The organism is Saccharomonospora cyanea NA-134 (assembly GCF_000244975.1).
In the GTDB taxonomy this organism is placed as follows: Bacteria; Actinomycetota; Actinomycetes; order Mycobacteriales; family Pseudonocardiaceae; genus Saccharomonospora; species Saccharomonospora cyanea.
Map to the genome: position 1 here is coordinate 2,583,472 of NZ_CM001440.1, position 15,301 is coordinate 2,598,772.

The 15,301-nt window shown below is 69.7% G+C and carries 12 protein-coding genes and 1 pseudogene; 7 read left to right on the forward strand and 6 right to left on the reverse strand.

Going from position 1 to position 15,301, the window contains the following annotated elements; genetic code table 11:
- Nucleotides 1-156 precede the first annotated feature (156 nt).
- Nucleotides 157-1,113, forward strand: coding sequence for a LysR family transcriptional regulator (locus tag SACCYDRAFT_RS12150; RefSeq protein ID WP_005456485.1), 957 nt, complete (start codon nt 157-159; stop codon nt 1,111-1,113).
- Here SACCYDRAFT_RS12150 and SACCYDRAFT_RS12155 read toward each other — a convergent pair.
- The 5 genes from SACCYDRAFT_RS12155 to SACCYDRAFT_RS12175 all read right to left on the reverse strand — a co-directional run bounded on the left by SACCYDRAFT_RS12155 (nt 1,062) and on the right by SACCYDRAFT_RS12175 (nt 6,932).
- Nucleotides 1,062-1,808, reverse strand: coding sequence for an SDR family oxidoreductase (locus SACCYDRAFT_RS12155; protein WP_005456487.1), 747 nt, complete (start codon nt 1,806-1,808; stop codon nt 1,062-1,064). The two genes, SACCYDRAFT_RS12150 and SACCYDRAFT_RS12155, sit on opposite strands and share 52 nt — an antisense overlap.
- Before the next feature lie 58 nt (nt 1,809-1,866).
- Complete coding sequence (locus SACCYDRAFT_RS12160) at nt 1,867-2,637, reverse strand: oxidoreductase (RefSeq protein ID WP_005456489.1); 771 nt, start codon at nt 2,635-2,637, stop codon at nt 1,867-1,869.
- 434 nt (nt 2,638-3,071) lie between these two features.
- A complete protein-coding gene (locus SACCYDRAFT_RS12165; RefSeq protein WP_005456490.1) occupies nt 3,072-4,073 on the reverse strand; it encodes a recombinase family protein in 1,002 nt (333 codons plus the stop codon).
- 199 nt (nt 4,074-4,272) lie between these two features.
- Entirely contained in the window at nt 4,273-5,556 is a 1,284-nt protein-coding gene (locus SACCYDRAFT_RS12170; RefSeq protein ID WP_005456491.1) for an MFS transporter, read from the reverse strand.
- Complete coding sequence (locus tag SACCYDRAFT_RS12175) at nt 5,553-6,932, reverse strand: MBL fold metallo-hydrolase (RefSeq protein ID WP_005456492.1); 1,380 nt, start codon at nt 6,930-6,932, stop codon at nt 5,553-5,555. The genes SACCYDRAFT_RS12170 and SACCYDRAFT_RS12175 overlap by 4 nt, the downstream gene beginning before the upstream one ends.
- An 87-nt stretch (nt 6,933-7,019) precedes the next feature.
- Between SACCYDRAFT_RS12175 and SACCYDRAFT_RS12180 the strand changes: the two genes are divergently transcribed.
- From SACCYDRAFT_RS12180 to SACCYDRAFT_RS12200, 5 genes are all read left to right on the forward strand, one after another.
- On the forward strand, nt 7,020-7,697 hold the full coding sequence (locus SACCYDRAFT_RS12180; RefSeq protein WP_005456493.1) for an ArsR/SmtB family transcription factor: 678 nt from the start codon (nt 7,020-7,022) through the stop codon (nt 7,695-7,697).
- Entirely contained in the window at nt 7,694-8,875 is a 1,182-nt protein-coding gene (locus SACCYDRAFT_RS12185; RefSeq protein ID WP_005456494.1) for a cysteine desulfurase family protein, read from the forward strand. The genes SACCYDRAFT_RS12180 and SACCYDRAFT_RS12185 overlap by 4 nt, the downstream gene beginning before the upstream one ends.
- Nucleotides 8,876-8,925: 50 nt before the next feature.
- The gene (locus SACCYDRAFT_RS12190) at nt 8,926-10,110 is read left to right on the forward strand and encodes a trans-sulfuration enzyme family protein (protein ID WP_005456495.1); all 1,185 of its coding nucleotides are present in this window, start codon (nt 8,926-8,928) and stop codon (nt 10,108-10,110) included.
- 132 nt (nt 10,111-10,242) lie between these two features.
- Nucleotides 10,243-11,511, forward strand: a complete 1,269-nt coding sequence (locus SACCYDRAFT_RS12195) for an MFS transporter (protein ID WP_005456496.1) — start codon at nt 10,243-10,245, stop codon at nt 11,509-11,511.
- Complete coding sequence (locus SACCYDRAFT_RS12200; RefSeq protein WP_005456498.1) at nt 11,508-11,810, forward strand: sulfurtransferase TusA family protein; 303 nt, start codon at nt 11,508-11,510, stop codon at nt 11,808-11,810. Before SACCYDRAFT_RS12195 ends, SACCYDRAFT_RS12200 begins: the two co-directional genes overlap by 4 nt.
- An 18-nt stretch (nt 11,811-11,828) precedes the next feature.
- Here SACCYDRAFT_RS12200 and SACCYDRAFT_RS12205 read toward each other — a convergent pair.
- Nucleotides 11,829-12,119: pseudogene (locus SACCYDRAFT_RS12205) on the reverse strand (Tn3 family transposase); the annotation flags it as partial.
- Nucleotides 12,120-12,214: 95 nt separating this feature from the next.
- On the opposite strand from SACCYDRAFT_RS12205, the gene SACCYDRAFT_RS12210 reads away from it, so the two are divergent.
- Nucleotides 12,215-15,160: a Tn3 family transposase gene (locus SACCYDRAFT_RS12210; RefSeq protein ID WP_005456499.1), complete on the forward strand. Its 2,946-nt coding sequence runs from the start codon at nt 12,215-12,217 to the stop codon at nt 15,158-15,160.
- Nucleotides 15,161-15,301 lie beyond the last annotated feature (141 nt).

A 15,301-nucleotide genomic window follows, 5' to 3' on the forward strand; every position in this document is an offset into this window, starting at 1 on the left:
CGGCCGCCCGGGCTCTCTACCGTTATCTACCCGGCTCTACCGACACGGAGACCTCGCCCAGTCGCCACGCCCGCTCACTCGACGACCAGCAGGTTCAAAAGCTCATTGCCCCTTTCGCGCGTATCCCGGTGGCACCCCAAGGGGGGGCGGAAGACGATGACTCTTCGTCGGTTCGAGTATGCCCTGGCTGTGGCCGACGCCGGATCGGTGACGGCAGCGGCGGAGTTGTTGCATGTCGCCCAACCGTCGGTGTCCCAGCAGATTCGCGGCCTGGAGCGGGAACTCGGTGTGACGCTGTTCGCCCGCACACCGACCGGGCTGGTGCCCACCGCGGTCGGTCGCGCGTTCCTGCGGGACGCGGAGGTCGCGGTGAGGGCGGCGCGGCGGGCGAAGGCGACGGCGCAGGCCGGTGCCGACGAGCTGGAGGGCGAGCTGGTGGTCGCGGCGCAGATGGGCCTGGGCACGCGGCAGCTTCCGGGCGCACTGAGCGCGTTGCGTCGCCGTTTCCCGCGATTGGAGATCACCGTGTTCGAGGAGGCGAATCCCGCCGAGCTGGAGCGGCTGGCGCGCCGGGGCGTGGTGGACCTGGGACTGATGGCCGGGCCGTGCAAGGGGGATCTGTACGTGGGTCACCACCTGGGCGACGAGGAGTTCGTCGTGGTGATGAGTCCCGAGCGCGCGCAGCTCGCCGGGGACCGGGTCGAGCTGCGCGTGTTGGAGCGGGAGCCGTGGATCAGGTTCGACCACGACAGTGCGCTCGACGGTGTGCTTCGGGATGTGTTGTGGGGCAACGCGTTGGCTCCGACCACGGTCGCCCGCGTGTCGCAGACGGCGACGGCGGTGCGCTGGGCCGCTCACGGCCTGGGGATTACGCTCGTTCCGACCTCGGCGGTGCCTCCCGGGTTCGAACACCTCACTCGTCCCGTTTTCCCCGCCGTCTCCATGCCCACCGTCGCCGCGGTCCGGCCCGGGGCGGGGCCGGCGGAAACGGCCTTGCTCGAATTCCTGCGTCAAGAGGCCTGGCACTACACCGGATTTTCGAGCAACGGGTCAGCGCCTACTCACAACTGGGTGGTTCCTCCGTCCACGACCAGCTCGGCGCCCGCGGTGTAAGTGGCGTCGAAAGCCAAGAACGCTACCGCCTTGGCGACTTCCTCCGGAGTCCCGAATCGACGCATGGGGTTCTCCGCGACCCGTTCTGCCTTGAACCGGTCTGCCGCCTCTTTGGTCATGGTGTTTTCCAGAATTCCCGTGTCGACCGGACCGGGGCTGATCGCGTTGACGCGGATTCCGCGCGGAAGAAGCTCGCGGGAGAGGCTGCGGGCGAACGAGCGCAGCGCTGCCTTCCCGGCCGCGTAGACGCTGGCCTCCGGCATGCCCATGACGTTCGCGGCCGAGGTGGTCAGAACGACGCCGGCGCCCGTGCTCAGCAGCGGGGCGATCTTCTGCACGGTGAAGAAGGCACCCTTGACGTTGACCGCGAACGACTCGTCGTACACCTCCTCGGTCATCGAGGCGAAAGGCATGGCGCCCGTGATGCCCGCGTTGACGAACAGCGCATCCACCGTGCCGAGGTGGTCTCGTACGTGGGCAGCCAGAGCGTCCAGGTCGGGTAGTGAGGCCACGTCGCCCCGGACGGCCAGCGCGTTCTTGCCGAGTCGCTGTGTGGCGGCGTCGAGTGTGGTCTGGGAACGGCCGGTGATCACCACGCGGGCTCCGGCGTCCACCAGCAGCTTCGCCGTCGCGAAACCTATGCCGCTGCTGCCGCCCGTGATCACTGCGTTCTTGCCGCTGTACGTGTCGTTCATTTCCGATACCCTCACTTCGTCATTTCCTCGTTCAGCTCCTGCTTTCACCTCGTCGGCGTCACCCCACGGGGAACTCGCCGCCGTCCACGGCAAGGTTCCTCCCGGTCAGCCAGCTCGCCCGGTCCGATACCAGGAACAGCACCGCGTCGGCGATGTCGTCGGGCCGACCGTCGCGTCCCAGCGGAGGGGACGTGTCGTCCTGGCTCGGTCCCTCGGCCAGGCTCGCCCACTGTTTCCGCGTTGCCTTCCCGCCGGGGGTGGTGGTCCTGCCGGGAGACACCGCGTTGACCCGGACTCCGAACGGGGCCAGTTCCAGAGCCAGTCCCCGGCTGTAGTTCTGCAGCGCCGCTTTCGCCGCCGTGTAGTGGAGGAACGCTGGTGCGGAGGTGGGGACGGCGACCGTGGAGACGTGCACGACCGCACCCGAACGCCGCTCACGCATCTCCGGAGTCAACAGCGCGTCCAGTCGCACCGACGCCAGATAGTTCAGGTCCAGCTGGTCCTGCCACTCCTCGTCGGGGATGTCCCAGGCGTTCCGGAAGGGCCGCGCTCCACCCGCGTTGTTGACCAGGATGTCCACTCCGCCGAGCGCCTCCTGCGCGGCCTCGGCCACTGCTTTCACGCCGGTCCGTGTCCGCACATCGGCCTCCACGAAGGCGGCGCCCTCCGGCACCGCGCTCGTCTTCGACCGGGCGGTCGTGAGTACCTCGGCTCCCGCGTCCAGGAACTGGCGCACGATCGCCGCACCGATTCCGCGCGAACCGCCCGTGACCAAAACCCGCTTTCCGGTGAATCCTCGCGCTCCTGAATCATTCTCAGCCGTGGCCATTTCGCTTTCCCTCTCAATTGCCCTGCCGGGCCGCTCGACCGTAAAAGGGCGATGTGCGCGGGGTGTTGGTTCCAGGGAACCGCGGTACACGTCTCGCCTCGTCTAGCTGTTTTCACCGTAGGTTCGGGAAGGATTGAGAGGCAAAGACGAAAAATGAGCAGGCGCCATAGGGGTTGCCTATGGAAAGCCGGTGGCCAGGTGGTGCGCAGCAGGACTGGTCGCGGACGGACCTGTCGTTCGGCTCCAGCAGGCGAGCCGAACGAGGTGGCATCCGGCCGACGTGCGAGGCGAGACCGGAACCTGGTCATACCTGCGGCATCCGCGTCTTCGGGTGGCACACCGGCGTCCTTGACCAGGGTGTCGCCCATACAGCGGCCTCGGGGAACAACGGAACAGCCGTTAGCGCTAAGTGCTCCCGAGCCGCCGAAGCCGAGTCACTGTACGGGCTGTGACTCGGTCCGGGGTTCGGGAACGTTTTCGGTCTGGAGGGCAGCGAAGTCGGCGTGGGCCTGTTCGACGGCTTCTGGGTACGCCTCGCGCTTGGCGTGCTCGGCGAGCGCCCGGTAGATGCTCGCCACCGAGGGGTTCTGTCCCTTGCGCTTGCCGATGGGGATGATCAGGTCGGGCTGGATCTGCTCGACGGATTCGCCGCCCGCGCGGCGCCGCAGCACGGTGTGGAGCATGTCGTCGGTGATGACGGGCGGCCGGCCGCCGTGCTTGCCCTTGCGGGCCGCGGTGTCGAGTCCCTCCAGGGTCGACTCCCGGATGTTCTCCCGCTCGGTCTCCGCCATCGCCGCGAAGAACGCGAACAGCACCTTCCCCGGCCCGGTGGGGTCGTAGATGCCGGGCAGGGGCCCGGCGAGCATCTCCAGGACCAGGCCGTGCGCGGTGAGGTGGTCGGCGAGCGCGGTCAGCTCGGCAGCGTCGCGGCCGAGGCGCTTCATCTCGTACACGGTGAAGATGACCCGGCAGTGCGGGGCGTGCGCCTTGACCTCCCGCGCCGTACGGAGGGCCTCCTCGAACTTCGGGCGGACCCGCACCCGGGTGCTGATCTTCTCGCTGAAAATCTTGTCCCTCGGGATGCCGTGCTTGCTGAGCGCGTCGAGCTGGGAGTCGAGTTCCTGCCCGAGGGTCGAGCACCTCGCGTACCCGATGCGGATGTCCGCGCTCGGCAGGTCTGGGTCGATCGGCGTCGGCGGTGGGGTGCCCGGCCGCCAAGGTCGGCCCGGTCTGCGGTCGGCGGGGGTCGGCACCCGCAACGCCTTCTTCAGCCGGGACACCATCGTGAAGCGGCGGGTGTGGTAGGCGGAGGCGACCGCGCCACCGCGCGAGCGGCACGGCGAGCCGGGCTGCGCGTCACACTTCGGACAGGCGTGCTGTTCGACGTCGTCCGCGTCCGACCGGTCGGTCGGGGAAGGCTGCTGAGGGGCCGTCATGGAACCGGATTTTCGCACAATGCAAGTCTCAGAAGGGGGCCCGTCCCGCTTTTGATTGAGAACGGGTTCTGGGAACGAATCCGGGTCCGGCGAGGCTTCGGTGGCCTGCTGTTGATCTTGCTCGCGCAAAGGACCGTTTGTGAGAACAATTGGAGCTGTCCGTGTCCTGCCCCGTTAGCGGCCGGGGCAGGATGCTCGTTCAGCGGGTGTCGGGCCTGTGCTCGGTGATCCAGCGGGCTGCCAGGAGTCCCGAGGCGGCGGTGAGGACGGCGGCGGCGATGACGGTTGCGTTCAGGCCGAGGGCGTCGGCGACGATACCGGCGACGAGGGCCCCGGCGGCGTAGCCGATGTCCCGCCAGAACCGGTAGGTGCCCAGGGCGTTGGCCCGCCAGGCGGGGTGGGCGTGGTCGGAGATGGATGCGATGAGGGCCGGGTAGACCATGGCGGTGCCCAAGCCCAGGAAGACCGCGGACAGGACACCCGCGAGCAGCGGCCGGTCCAGCAGGGCGAGGGCGAGGACGAAGCCGACGGCCTGGACGAGCATGCCGTAGACGATGAGGGGTTTGCGGCCGATGCGGTCGGCGAGGTGGCCGGTGGGGATCTGCCCGAGCCCCCACAGGATCGGGTACAGCCCCTTGATCAGGCCGACGGCGGCGAGTCCGAGGCCGTGGTCGGTGAACAGCAGGGGGAAGACGCCCCAGGTGAGACCGTCGTTGAGATTGTTGATCAGCCCGGCCTGGCTGGCGCCGCGCAGGGAGCGGTGGTGCCAGGAAGTGCGGGTGAAGGTGGCCTTCAGACCGGTGTCCTCATCCGTCGGCAGGGGCTTGGTGTGGTTGGCCAGTTCGAGGGCGACGTGGGCGGCGGTGTCGCGGACGATCAGGGCGAGGGCGAGGCCGGCGACAACGAAGACGACGCCGATGAGTTCGGGGACGGGGCGCAGACCGTAGCTGGTGGCGAGATAACCGGTGAGCAGGGCGGTGACGCCGACCGCGGTGTATCCGGCGGCTTCGTTCAGGCCGGTGGCGAGCCCTCGGCGGGAGGGGCCGACAAGGTCGATCTTCATGTTGACAGTCATCGACCAGGTCAGGCCCTGGTTCAGGCCGAGCAGCACGTTGGCGGCGACGATCCAGCCCCAGGACGGCGCGTAGGCGAGGGCGAAGGGGACGGGGATGCCGAGCAGCCAGCCGGCCACCAGCAGCTGCTTGCGGCGGAAACGGGCGGTGAGCGCGCCGGCGGCGAGGTTGGTGAACGCCTTGGTGAGGCCGAAGGCGATGATGAAGGAGAAGACGGCCAGGTCACTGGTCAGGCCGAAGGCCTCGGAGCCGATGAGCGGGACGGTGGTGCGCTCCAGGCCGACCAGGCCGCCGACGCAGATGTTGACAACGACTAGCAGGGTGAACTGAAGCCAGTTCTCCCGTAGCCCGAGCCGTACGGGGCGCCCGGCGGCGTCGGTCGGCGTTGTGGTGGTGGGTGTGGTGTTCACGGACGGGTGTCCTCCGTGCCCTGGGCGAGCTGCTGGCCGTGGGCGGCGGTGTAGTCGGCCGGTCCGCCGTCCAGGACGGCGATGTCGGTGTGGCCGGCGCGCTCCAGGAGGCTGGCGGCGGTCATGGCGCGTTCACCGTGCCCGCAGGCCACGACCGGGCCGGCAGGTGCGTCGGCAGTAGTCTCGACGAGGGCGCCGAGCTCGATGTGCAGCGAGCCGGGGACGTGTCCGGCGGCGAACTCGGCTTCCTGCCGTACGTCGACGTAGGGACGGCCGGCGGCACGGTCGGCGGTGACGAACGCGGTGGTGCTCTGGGGATTGCCGTCGGCGAGCCAGGCGTCCATGCCGCCGGCGAGGCGGCCGGCGAGACGCTCGTAGCCGATTTTGTACGCCTGCCAGACGATCTCGCTCAGGTCCTGGTCGTCGTTGACGACGAACGCGAGTGGCGCGGTGTCGGGCAGGAGCCAGCCGAGCCAGGTGCCGAACTGCTCGCGCAGCGGGATCGACAGGGATCCGGGAATGTGGCCGGTTGCGTAGTCGGCGGCCGGGCGGACGTCGACGACATGGCCGCCGTCGGCCATCAGGGCCCGTACCTGCTGCGCGCCCAGGGCGGGCAGCAGCGGCTGGGCGGTCAGCACGGCCGGGCCGCGCCGGTTGATCTCGCCGAGGCGGTCGAAGTACGTCGGGTAGGTGCCCAGGCTCGCGATCAACTGGGCCACGAAGGTGTCCTCGTCCGGTGCGGCGAGCAGCGGGTTGGCCTGCTTCTGCGCGCCGATGGTGGTGGTGCGCTCGGTGCCGGGCGGCGCCGAGCAGAAGGATCCGGCACCGTGCGTGGGCCACACCCCGGTGGCATCCGGCAACGCGGTCAGTCGCTTCAGCGACCGGTACTGGGCACGGGCCAGTTCCTCGGTGCGGTCGGCACCCAGGAGGTCGGTGCGGGCGGCGGAGTTCACGATCAGCGACCCGCCGGTGAACACCCCGAGCTCCCGGGCGCCGTCGAGGAGGAGGAAGGACAGGTGCTCGTCGGTGTGGCCGGGGGTCGCAAGGGCCCGCAGGGTCAGTCCGCCGAGGTCGACCTCGTCGCCGTCGGCCAGGCGCTGGTGGTCGAAGGCCCGGCGCCCGGCGGCGGAGGCCAGGATCGTGGCGCCGGTGTCGTGACCGAGCTGAACGGCGCCGGAGAGGAAGTCGGCGTGCAGATGCGTGTCCGCCGCGAACGCGATGCGCAGCCCGCGCCGCTCGGCTGCCGCCCGCAAGGTGCGCAGGTCGCGGCTGGCGTCCATGGCCAGGGCGCGTCCGTCGCCGAGGTCGAGCAGGTAGGCGCTGTTGCCCAGCCCTTCGTCGACCAGCGGGATGAGGTGATCGTCCGCGAAGCCCACGGCGTCCTCCAAGATCTCGGGAACGGGGGCGTGTGGTCACACCCACCAGACTCAACTACCATAATCCATGGATTTATGGAGGATTTCATGTCGGAGAACACGAAGAGCGCGGCGAAGGCGCGGCTTTACGACGCGTTCGCGGCCAGCGGCAAGGCGCTGGCCAGCGGAAAGCGTCTGGAGCTGCTGGATCTGCTGGCTCAGGGCGAGCGCACCGTCGACGCGCTGGCCAAGGCGGCCGGGCTGAACCTGACCACCGCCTCGGCGCATCTGCAGACGCTCAAGCAGGCCGGTTTCGTCGCCACCCGCCGCGAGGGCGTGCGCATCCACTACCGGCTAGCCGGTGACGACGTGGCCCAGCTGTTCGCGCTGCTGCGCAAGGTCGCCGAGACCCACCAGGCCGCCGTGCCCGCCGCGCGCGACGCCTACCTCGGCGAGGACAACGCCGCCGAGCTGAGCCGTGAGGAACTGCAGGTTCGGATCGCCGCCGGGGACGTCGTCGTCCTGGACGTGCGGCCGGTGGAGGAGTACCAGGCCGGGCACATCCCCGGCGCCCTCTCCATCCCGGTCGACGAGCTGGCCGAGCGGATCAACGAGCTGCCCGAGGACCTGGAGATCGTCGTCTACTGCCGCGGCGAGTACTGCGTCCTGGCCTACGACGCCGTGCGCCTGCTGACCGACCGCGGCCGGCGCGCGATCCGCCTCAACGACGGCATGCTGGAGTGGCGCCTGTCGGAGCTGCCCGTCGACGCCGCGGACCTCACGTGACCCGCCCGGGCGGCGACCTCCCGCCGCACCCGGGGCTGGCCGAGGGGCCGGTCTATCTCGACTACAACGCCACCACCCCGGTCGACCCGCGGGTCGCCGAGGCGATGATGCCCTACCTGGCCTGCTTCTTCGGCAACCCCTCCAGCAACCACCCCTACGCCGCCACGCCACGCTGGGCCCTGGCCGAGGCCCGCGCCCAGGTCGCCGGTCTGATCGGCGCGCGGCCCGGCGAGATCGTGTTCACCGGCTCGGGATCCGAAGCCGACCTGCTCGCGCTTCGCGGCGCACTCCTGGCCTCCGGCCGCCCGCACCCGCACGTGATCACCCAGGCCACCGAGCATCCCGCCGTCCTTCAGACGTGCCGGGCCCTTGAGCGGCTGCACGGCGCGCGAGTGACCGTGCTGCCGGTCGACGGCGACGGGCTCGTTGCGCCCGCCGCCCTTGCCGCCGCATTCAGCGAGGACACGGTGCTGGTGTCGGTAATGGCGGCGAACAACGAGACCGGCGCCCTCCAGCCGGTCACGGAACTCGCCGCGCTCGCCCACGAGCGCGGGGCGCTGTTCCACTGCGACGCTGCCCAGGCCGTCGGCAAGATCCCCCTCGACGTGGGCGAGCTGGGTGTGGACCTGCTGACGATCGTGGGGCACAAGATGTACGCGCCCAAGGGCGCCGCCGCCCTGTACGTGCGCGACGGCGTACGGCTGGAGCCCGTCGTCTACGGCGGTGGGCAGGAACGGGGCCTGCGCGCGGGAACGGAGAACGTCGCCCTGGCCGTCGCGCTTGGCACCGCCGCGCGGCTCGCGGCCGAGGAGCTGGCCTCCGGCGCTCCCGCCCGCGTCGCGGCTCTGCGCGACGATCTCCATCAGCGGCTGGCGGTCGGTCTGCCCGGCCGCGTGCACCTCAACGGGCCGGAGAAGAACCGCCTGCCGAACACCCTGAACGTCAGCGTCGACGGCGCTCTCGGCCACGATCTCCTGGCCGCTGTCGGTGAGATCGCGGCCTCGACCAGCTCGGCCTGCCACAGCGGCACCCACACCCCCTCCCCGGTACTCACCGCCATGGGACTGGACGCGGCCCGCGCGCTCGGCGCGCTGCGGCTGTCCCTAGGTCGCTGGAGCACGGCCGAGGACATCGAGACGGCGGCAGCTGCCCTCATCCGGGCGGCTGGCGCGCAGTGACCGGGCCGACTGGCCCGATGCAAGAGGTTCCGACGAACAGCAGGAGAGGCATGACCGAGACCAGCGCGCACGGACTGTCCACCCGCAGTGTCCACGCCGGCGAACTCAGCGACGCCGAGGGCGCCGTCCACACCCCGCTCTACAACCACTCCACCTTCGCGTTCGCCACCACCGCCGACCTCCTCGACGTCGTCGAAGGCCGCAAGGCCGGGAATCTGTACACCCGCTACGGCCTCAACCCCACCATCCGCTCCACCGAGGCCAAGCTCGCCGACCTCGAAGGCGGTGAGCAGGCCCTGGCGTTCTCCTCCGGCATGGCCGCCGAGGCCGCCACCTTCCTCGCCCACTGCCGTACCGGCGACCACATAATGTGTATCGGCGAGGTCTATGGCGGCACGTTCGAGCTCCTCGGCGACAACCTGCCGCAGGTCGGCATCACCACCACGTTCCTGCGCGCCGACGAGGTCGACCGGCTGCCCGAGGTGCTGACCGGTCGGACGCGGATCGTGTTCTTCGAGACCCCGGCCAACCCCACCCTGACCGTCTTCGACATCGCCGCCATCGCCGCCCAGGCCCGCACGGTCGGCGCGCTGACGGTGGTGGACAACACCTTCGCCACCCCGGTCAACCAGAACCCGCTGCAGCATGGTGCGGACCTGGTCGTGCATTCGGCGACCAAGTACCTGGGCGGGCACTCCGACCTGACCGCCGGCGTCCTGACCGGCCCCGCCGAGCACCTCGCCCCGGTGATGGGGTGGCGCAAGAACCTCGGCCAGGTCATCGCTCCTGAGACCGCCTTCCTCCTTGCCCGCTCCATCCGCTCCCTGCCTGTCCGGGTCCGCGCGCAGAACGACACCGCCGCAGCCGTCGCCGCCTTCCTGGAGACGCACCCGCGCGTCGCCCGCGTCCACTACCCGGGGCTGGCCACCGGCGAGCAGAAGCGCATCGTGGATGCGCAGATGCGAGGCGGGGGCGGCATGCTCAGCGCCGTCCTGGACGCGAACGCCGATCAGACGGCCGCGGTGGTGGACCGGCTGCAGCTGTTCGCCATCGCGCCCAGCCTCGGCGGAGTCGAGTCCCTGGTCACCCAGCCCATCACCACCACCCACCACGGCTTGGACCCGGCCGAGCGCGCCAAGCGCGGCATCGCCGACAGCATGGTCCGTCTGTCCGTCGGTCTCGAAGACGCCGACGACCTGATCGCCGACCTCGCCCAGGCCCTCGACACCGACTGAACCCACCCCGTGCACCGACCCACAGCGCCCTTCATTCGGCGCCGGGCCGGTGCCACGGCCGCCCCCTTGGCGGGACCGGCCAGGCCCGCCCGGCCGGTCCCGCACCGCTCACCGCCGCTCCGGAAAAGAGACATGACCAGCACCGCGCCCACCAGCACGACGGCCTCCATACCCGACCCCGCCCAGGCCCAGCCCCGGATCCTGCGCGTCCTGGTCGCCTCCCAGATCCTCAGCGGCGCCGGTCTCGCCGCCGGCGTCACCGTCGGCGCGCTCCTCGCCCAGGACATGCTCGGCACCACCAGCCTCGCCGGACTGCCCAGCGCCCTGTTTACCGCCGGCTCCGCCCTCACCGCCGTCACCGTCGGCCGCATCTCCCAAGCCCGCGGACGCCGCCCCGGCCTCACCGCCGGATACCTCACCGGCGCCCTCGGCTCCGCCGGCGTCATCACCGCCGCCGTCCTCGACAACCCCGTCCTGCTGTTCATCGCCCTGTTCGTCTACGGCGCCGGCACCGCCACCAACCTCCAGGCCCGCTACGCCGGAGCCGACCTCGCCCCCGCCGACCACCGCGCCCGCGCGGTCTCCACCGTCCTGGTCGCCACCACCCTCGGCGGCGTCGCCGGACCCAACCTCGCCGCCCCCGCCGGCACCCTCGCCGAACACCTCCACATCCCCCACCTCGCCGGACTCTTCGTCATCTCCGGCGCCGCCTACGCCATGGCCGCGCTCGTCCTCGCCCTGTGGCTGCGCCCCGACCCGCTGCTCCTGGCCCGCGCCGTCGCCCAGGCCAAGGAAGCCGACACCGCGACCAACCCGGCCGCCGACGGCGGTGACGCCGACACCAGCAAGGGCCGCGGCGGCGTGGTCCTCGGCGCGCTCGTCATGATCCTCACCCAGCTCGTCATGGTCGCGATCATGACGATGACACCGGTGCACATGCACGACCACGGCCACTCCACCGCCGCCTCCGGCCTCGTCATCGGCATCCACATCGGCGCCATGTACCTGCCCTCGCCCCTGACCGGCTGGCTCGTCGACCGCTACGGCCGCATGAAGATCGCCGCCGCCTCCGGCATCACCCTGCTCGCCGCCGGCCTCCTCGCCGCCGCCGCGCCCGGTGACTCCGTCACCCTCCTCGCCCTCGCCCTGGCCCTGCTGGGGCTGGGCTGGAACTTCGGCCTCGTCTCCGGCACCGCGATCATCACCGACACCGTCCCGCTCGCCACCCGCGCCAAGACCCAGGGCCTGGTCGACGTCTCCATCGCGATCGCCGGCGCCACCGGCGGCATGGCCTCCGGCATCATGGTCGCCGCCACCAGCTACCCCGCCCTCGCCCTCACCGGCGGTGCGCTCTCCCTCGCCCTCCTGCCCGCCATCGCCGCCACCGCCTACCGCCGATGAAGCCCACGATCCCTGACGCCCCCGCGCCCGGCATCACCGTCGACGGCACCGGCCTGCTGTGCGTCACGCTCCTGCTGCGCCTGCGCAAGGAGATCGACGGCGCCGACCCGGGCACCATCGTCCACGTCATCGCCACCGACCCGGCCGGACCGCTGGATCTGCCCGCCTGGTGCCACATGACCGGCCACCATTTCCTCGGCGTCGTCCCCGACGACGAACGGCCGGTGTATGCCCTTCAACTGGCCGCCGGCGCGCTGTCCACCCGGGCCGACGCGCCATGGCATCCATCAACCCCGTAGCCGCTGGCACCGCTGTGCTCACTCGTCCTCGTCCTGCTCGGCCGTAGCCGGGTCGCGCAGCGGGCGCAGCCCGCCACCGGCCGGGACAGCAGCGCGGAAGCTGTAGCGGCCCAGGCAGTTGAGGTTGGCGTGCTTGAGCGGGGAGAGCCGGGCGATGTCGGTGTCCAGAACATCGTGCTCCCGCTCCTCGGCGGGCAGGGCACGCAGTTGCTCGACGGCGGCGTCCAGGTAGCGGGTCGTCCACAGCACCGCGGCGTTGAGGACCAGGCCGAGCGCGCCGAGCTGGTCCTCCTGACCCTCGCGGTAGGCCTGGAACTCCCGAAGCTGCCCTGAGCCGCAAAGTAACCAGTGAGTAGCCGACTCGCTGTGAGCTGTATTACAGCGGTCTTCTATGGTCCGGTGCCATGCAGATGGAGTGGTCGGACGAGGAGCTGGTGGCGTCGTGGACGCTGGTCGGCGAGGACTGGTCGCTGGTGGGCAACAAGACCGGCGCGACGCGCCTGGGCTTCGCGGTGTTGTTGAAGTTCTTCGAGATCGAGGCGCGGTTCCCGCGGTCGGCGTCGGAGGTGCCGACTGCGGCGGTGGTGTATCTCGCCGAGCAGCTGAAGGTGGACCCGGAGGTGTTCACTGGCTACGAGTGGTCGGGCCGGACGATTGAGTATCACCGGGCGCAGGTGCGTGCCGCGTTCGGGTTCCGCGAGTTCACACGGGGTGATGAGGACAAGCTCGCGGGGTGGCTGGCCGAGGAAGTCTGCCCGGTTGAGTTGCGGGAAGAACAGTTGCGTGCGGCGCTGCTGGTACGGTGCCGCACCGAGCGGATCGAACCGCCGGGCCGGATCGACCGGATCGTCGGTTCGGCCCGGGCAGCGTTCGAGAAGCGGTTCTGCGACCTGACCTGTTCCCGGCTGGATGCCGAATGCGCTGAACGGCTGGAAGCACTGCTGAGCGACGACACCGGTCCCGGACGTGGTGGGTTGCTGGCGGAGTTGAAGGCCGACCCCGGCCAAGTCGGACTAGAGACACTGTTGAGGGAGATCGACAAGCTGTCCGCGGTGCGAGCTCTGGACCTGCCGGCGGGGTTGTTTGCCGATGCGTCAGAAAAGTTGATGGAGGCATGGCGTGCGCGCGCAGCACGCTCTTATCCCTCGGACCTGCGGGCAGCACCGCGGTCCGTGCGGCTGACCCTTCTGGCCGCGCTGTGCTGGGTGCGGGCTGCGGAGATCACCGACGCTCTGGTGGACTTGCTCATCGGTCTGATTCACAAGGTCAATACGCGGGCGGATCGGCGGGTAGAGCGGGAACTGACCGAGGACCTGCGGCGGGTGCGAGGCAAGGAAAGCATCCTGTTCCGGCTGGCCGAGGCCGCCGTCGAGCACCCCGACGAGGCCGTGCGGACCGCGCTGTATCCGGTGGTGGGTGAGAAGACCCTACGAGAGCTTGTCAAGGAAGCGAAGGCCAACGAGCAGGTATTCCAGGCCCGAGTACGCACCGTGCTGCGGAGCTCTTACTCGAATCACTACCGGCGGATGCTGCCGCCGCTGCTGTCGGCACTGGAGTTTCGCTGCAACAACACCGCCTATCGGCCAGTGATGCAGGCGCTTGACCTGTTGGCCCGCTACGCGGCCACCGACGGCAAGGTCCGCTTCTACGCGGAAGGCGCGGCGGTGCCGATCGATGGGGTGGTGCCCAAGGCGTGGCGGGAAGCGGTGGTTGACGAGCGTGGCCGGATCGAACGCATCCCGTACGAGCTGTGCGTGCTGGTCGCGCTGCGGGACGCGCTGCGCCGGCGAGAGATCTATGTAGTCGGGGGCAACCGGTGGCGTAACCCGGAAGAGGACTTGCCCGGTGATTTCGAGGCCAGTCGTGAGGTGCACTACGCCGCGCTGCGGCAGCCGACCGACCCGACCGAGTTCATTACCGGCCTGCAACGCCGGATGGCCGACGCGCTGGCTCGACTGGACCGGGCGCTGGTGGACGGCTCAGCAGGCGGGGTGAAGATCATCACGCGGCGTGGCGAGCCGTGGATCACCGTGCCCAAGCTCGAGCGGCTGCCCGAGCCGCAGCGGCTCCAGACGATCAAAGACGAGGTGTCTCGCCGGTGGGGCACCCTTGACCTGCTGGATGTGCTCAAGGATTCCGACTTTCTGACCGAGTTCACCACTGAGTTCACCTCGGTGGCCTCTCGGGAGGTGATCGACCGAGACACGCTGCGTCGGCGGTTGCTGCTGTGCCTATTCGCGCTGGGCACGAACATGGGCATCAAGGCGATTGTGGCCACCGGGGAGCATGGCGAGACCGAGGCGGCGCTGCGGCATGTACGCAGGCATTTCATCACCCGCGACAACCTACGGCGGGCCATCGCTGAGCTGGTCAACGCCACGTTCGAGGTGCGAGACCCGAACTGGTGGGGCTCGGGCACCGCGTGCGCCTCAGATTCGAAGAAGTTCGGCTCGTGGGAGTCGAACCTGATGACCGAGTGGCATCAGCGCTACGGCGGGCCGGGGGTGATGATCTACTGGCACGTCGAACGTCGCTCCACCTGCATCTACTCCCAGTTGAAGCACTGTTCCTCCTCCGAGGTGGCGGCGATGATCGAGGGGCTATTGCGGCACTGCACCGACGTCGAGATCGACACCAACTACGTCGACACCCACGGCGCGTCGGTGGTGGGTTTCGCGTTCACCGAGCTGCTCGGGTTCCGGCTGCTGCCCCGATTGAAGAACATCGGCTCGATTCGCCTGTACCGACCCGATGACGGCGAGGTTTACGGCCAGCTGGGGCCGGTGCTGACCCGGCCGATCCGGTGGGAGCTGATCGCTCAGCAGTACGACCAGATGGTCAAGTACGCCACTGCCCTGCGGCTGGGCACCGCGGAGTCGGAGTCAATCTTGCGCCGGTTCACTCGCGGCGGGCCGAAACACCCCACTTATCAGGCTCTGGAGGAGCTGGGCCGGGCGGTGCGCACCATCTTCGCCTGCAACTACCTTGCCTCCCCGGATCTGCGCCGGGAGATTCACGGTGGGTTGCAGGTGGTCGAACAGTGGAACTCTGGCAACACCGTGATCTTCTACGGGAAGGATGGCGATCTCACCGGCCCTGATCGTGAACACGCCGAAGTCTCCATGCTGGCGCTGCACCTGCTTCAGTCAGCGCTGGTGCACATCAACACGCTGCTGCTCCAGGCCGTGCTCGAGGCGCCGGAGTTCCACGACAGCATCGGCCCGGACGAACGTCGGGCCCTGACCCCGCTGTTCTGGACCCACATCAACCCCTACGGCCGGTTTCGCCTGGACATGGACACCCGGCTCGACCTGGCCGCGGTGCCAGTGCGGGAACCGGTGGTGAGGTAGTCACGCACTGATGTACAAGGGAGTCGACATGCAGCAAAGGACTCAGTGCTGCATCGAGCAGCTCTAACTGATGGAAAGCGAGTGAGGCCGCGCCCGTACGGTGATTGGTGCCGGAACGAATCCAACAGCGCGATCACCGAC

Coding starts and splice junctions, on each gene's coding strand:
- SACCYDRAFT_RS12150 (WP_005456485.1), top strand. CDS start 157: ATGACTCTTCGTCGGTTCGAGTATGCCCTGGCTGTGGCCGACGCCGGA.
- SACCYDRAFT_RS12155 (WP_005456487.1), bottom strand. CDS start 1,808: ATGAACGACACGTACAGCGGCAAGAACGCAGTGATCACGGGCGGCAGC.
- SACCYDRAFT_RS12160 (WP_005456489.1), bottom strand. CDS start 2,637: ATGGCCACGGCTGAGAATGATTCAGGAGCGCGAGGATTCACCGGAAAG.
- SACCYDRAFT_RS12165 (WP_005456490.1), bottom strand. CDS start 4,073: ATGACGGCCCCTCAGCAGCCTTCCCCGACCGACCGGTCGGACGCGGAC.
- SACCYDRAFT_RS12180 (WP_005456493.1), top strand. CDS start 7,020: ATGTCGGAGAACACGAAGAGCGCGGCGAAGGCGCGGCTTTACGACGCG.
- SACCYDRAFT_RS12190 (WP_005456495.1), top strand. CDS start 8,926: ATGACCGAGACCAGCGCGCACGGACTGTCCACCCGCAGTGTCCACGCC.
- SACCYDRAFT_RS12195 (WP_005456496.1), top strand. CDS start 10,243: ATGACCAGCACCGCGCCCACCAGCACGACGGCCTCCATACCCGACCCC.
- SACCYDRAFT_RS12200 (WP_005456498.1), top strand. CDS start 11,508: ATGAAGCCCACGATCCCTGACGCCCCCGCGCCCGGCATCACCGTCGAC.
- SACCYDRAFT_RS12210 (WP_005456499.1), top strand. CDS start 12,215: ATGCAGATGGAGTGGTCGGACGAGGAGCTGGTGGCGTCGTGGACGCTG.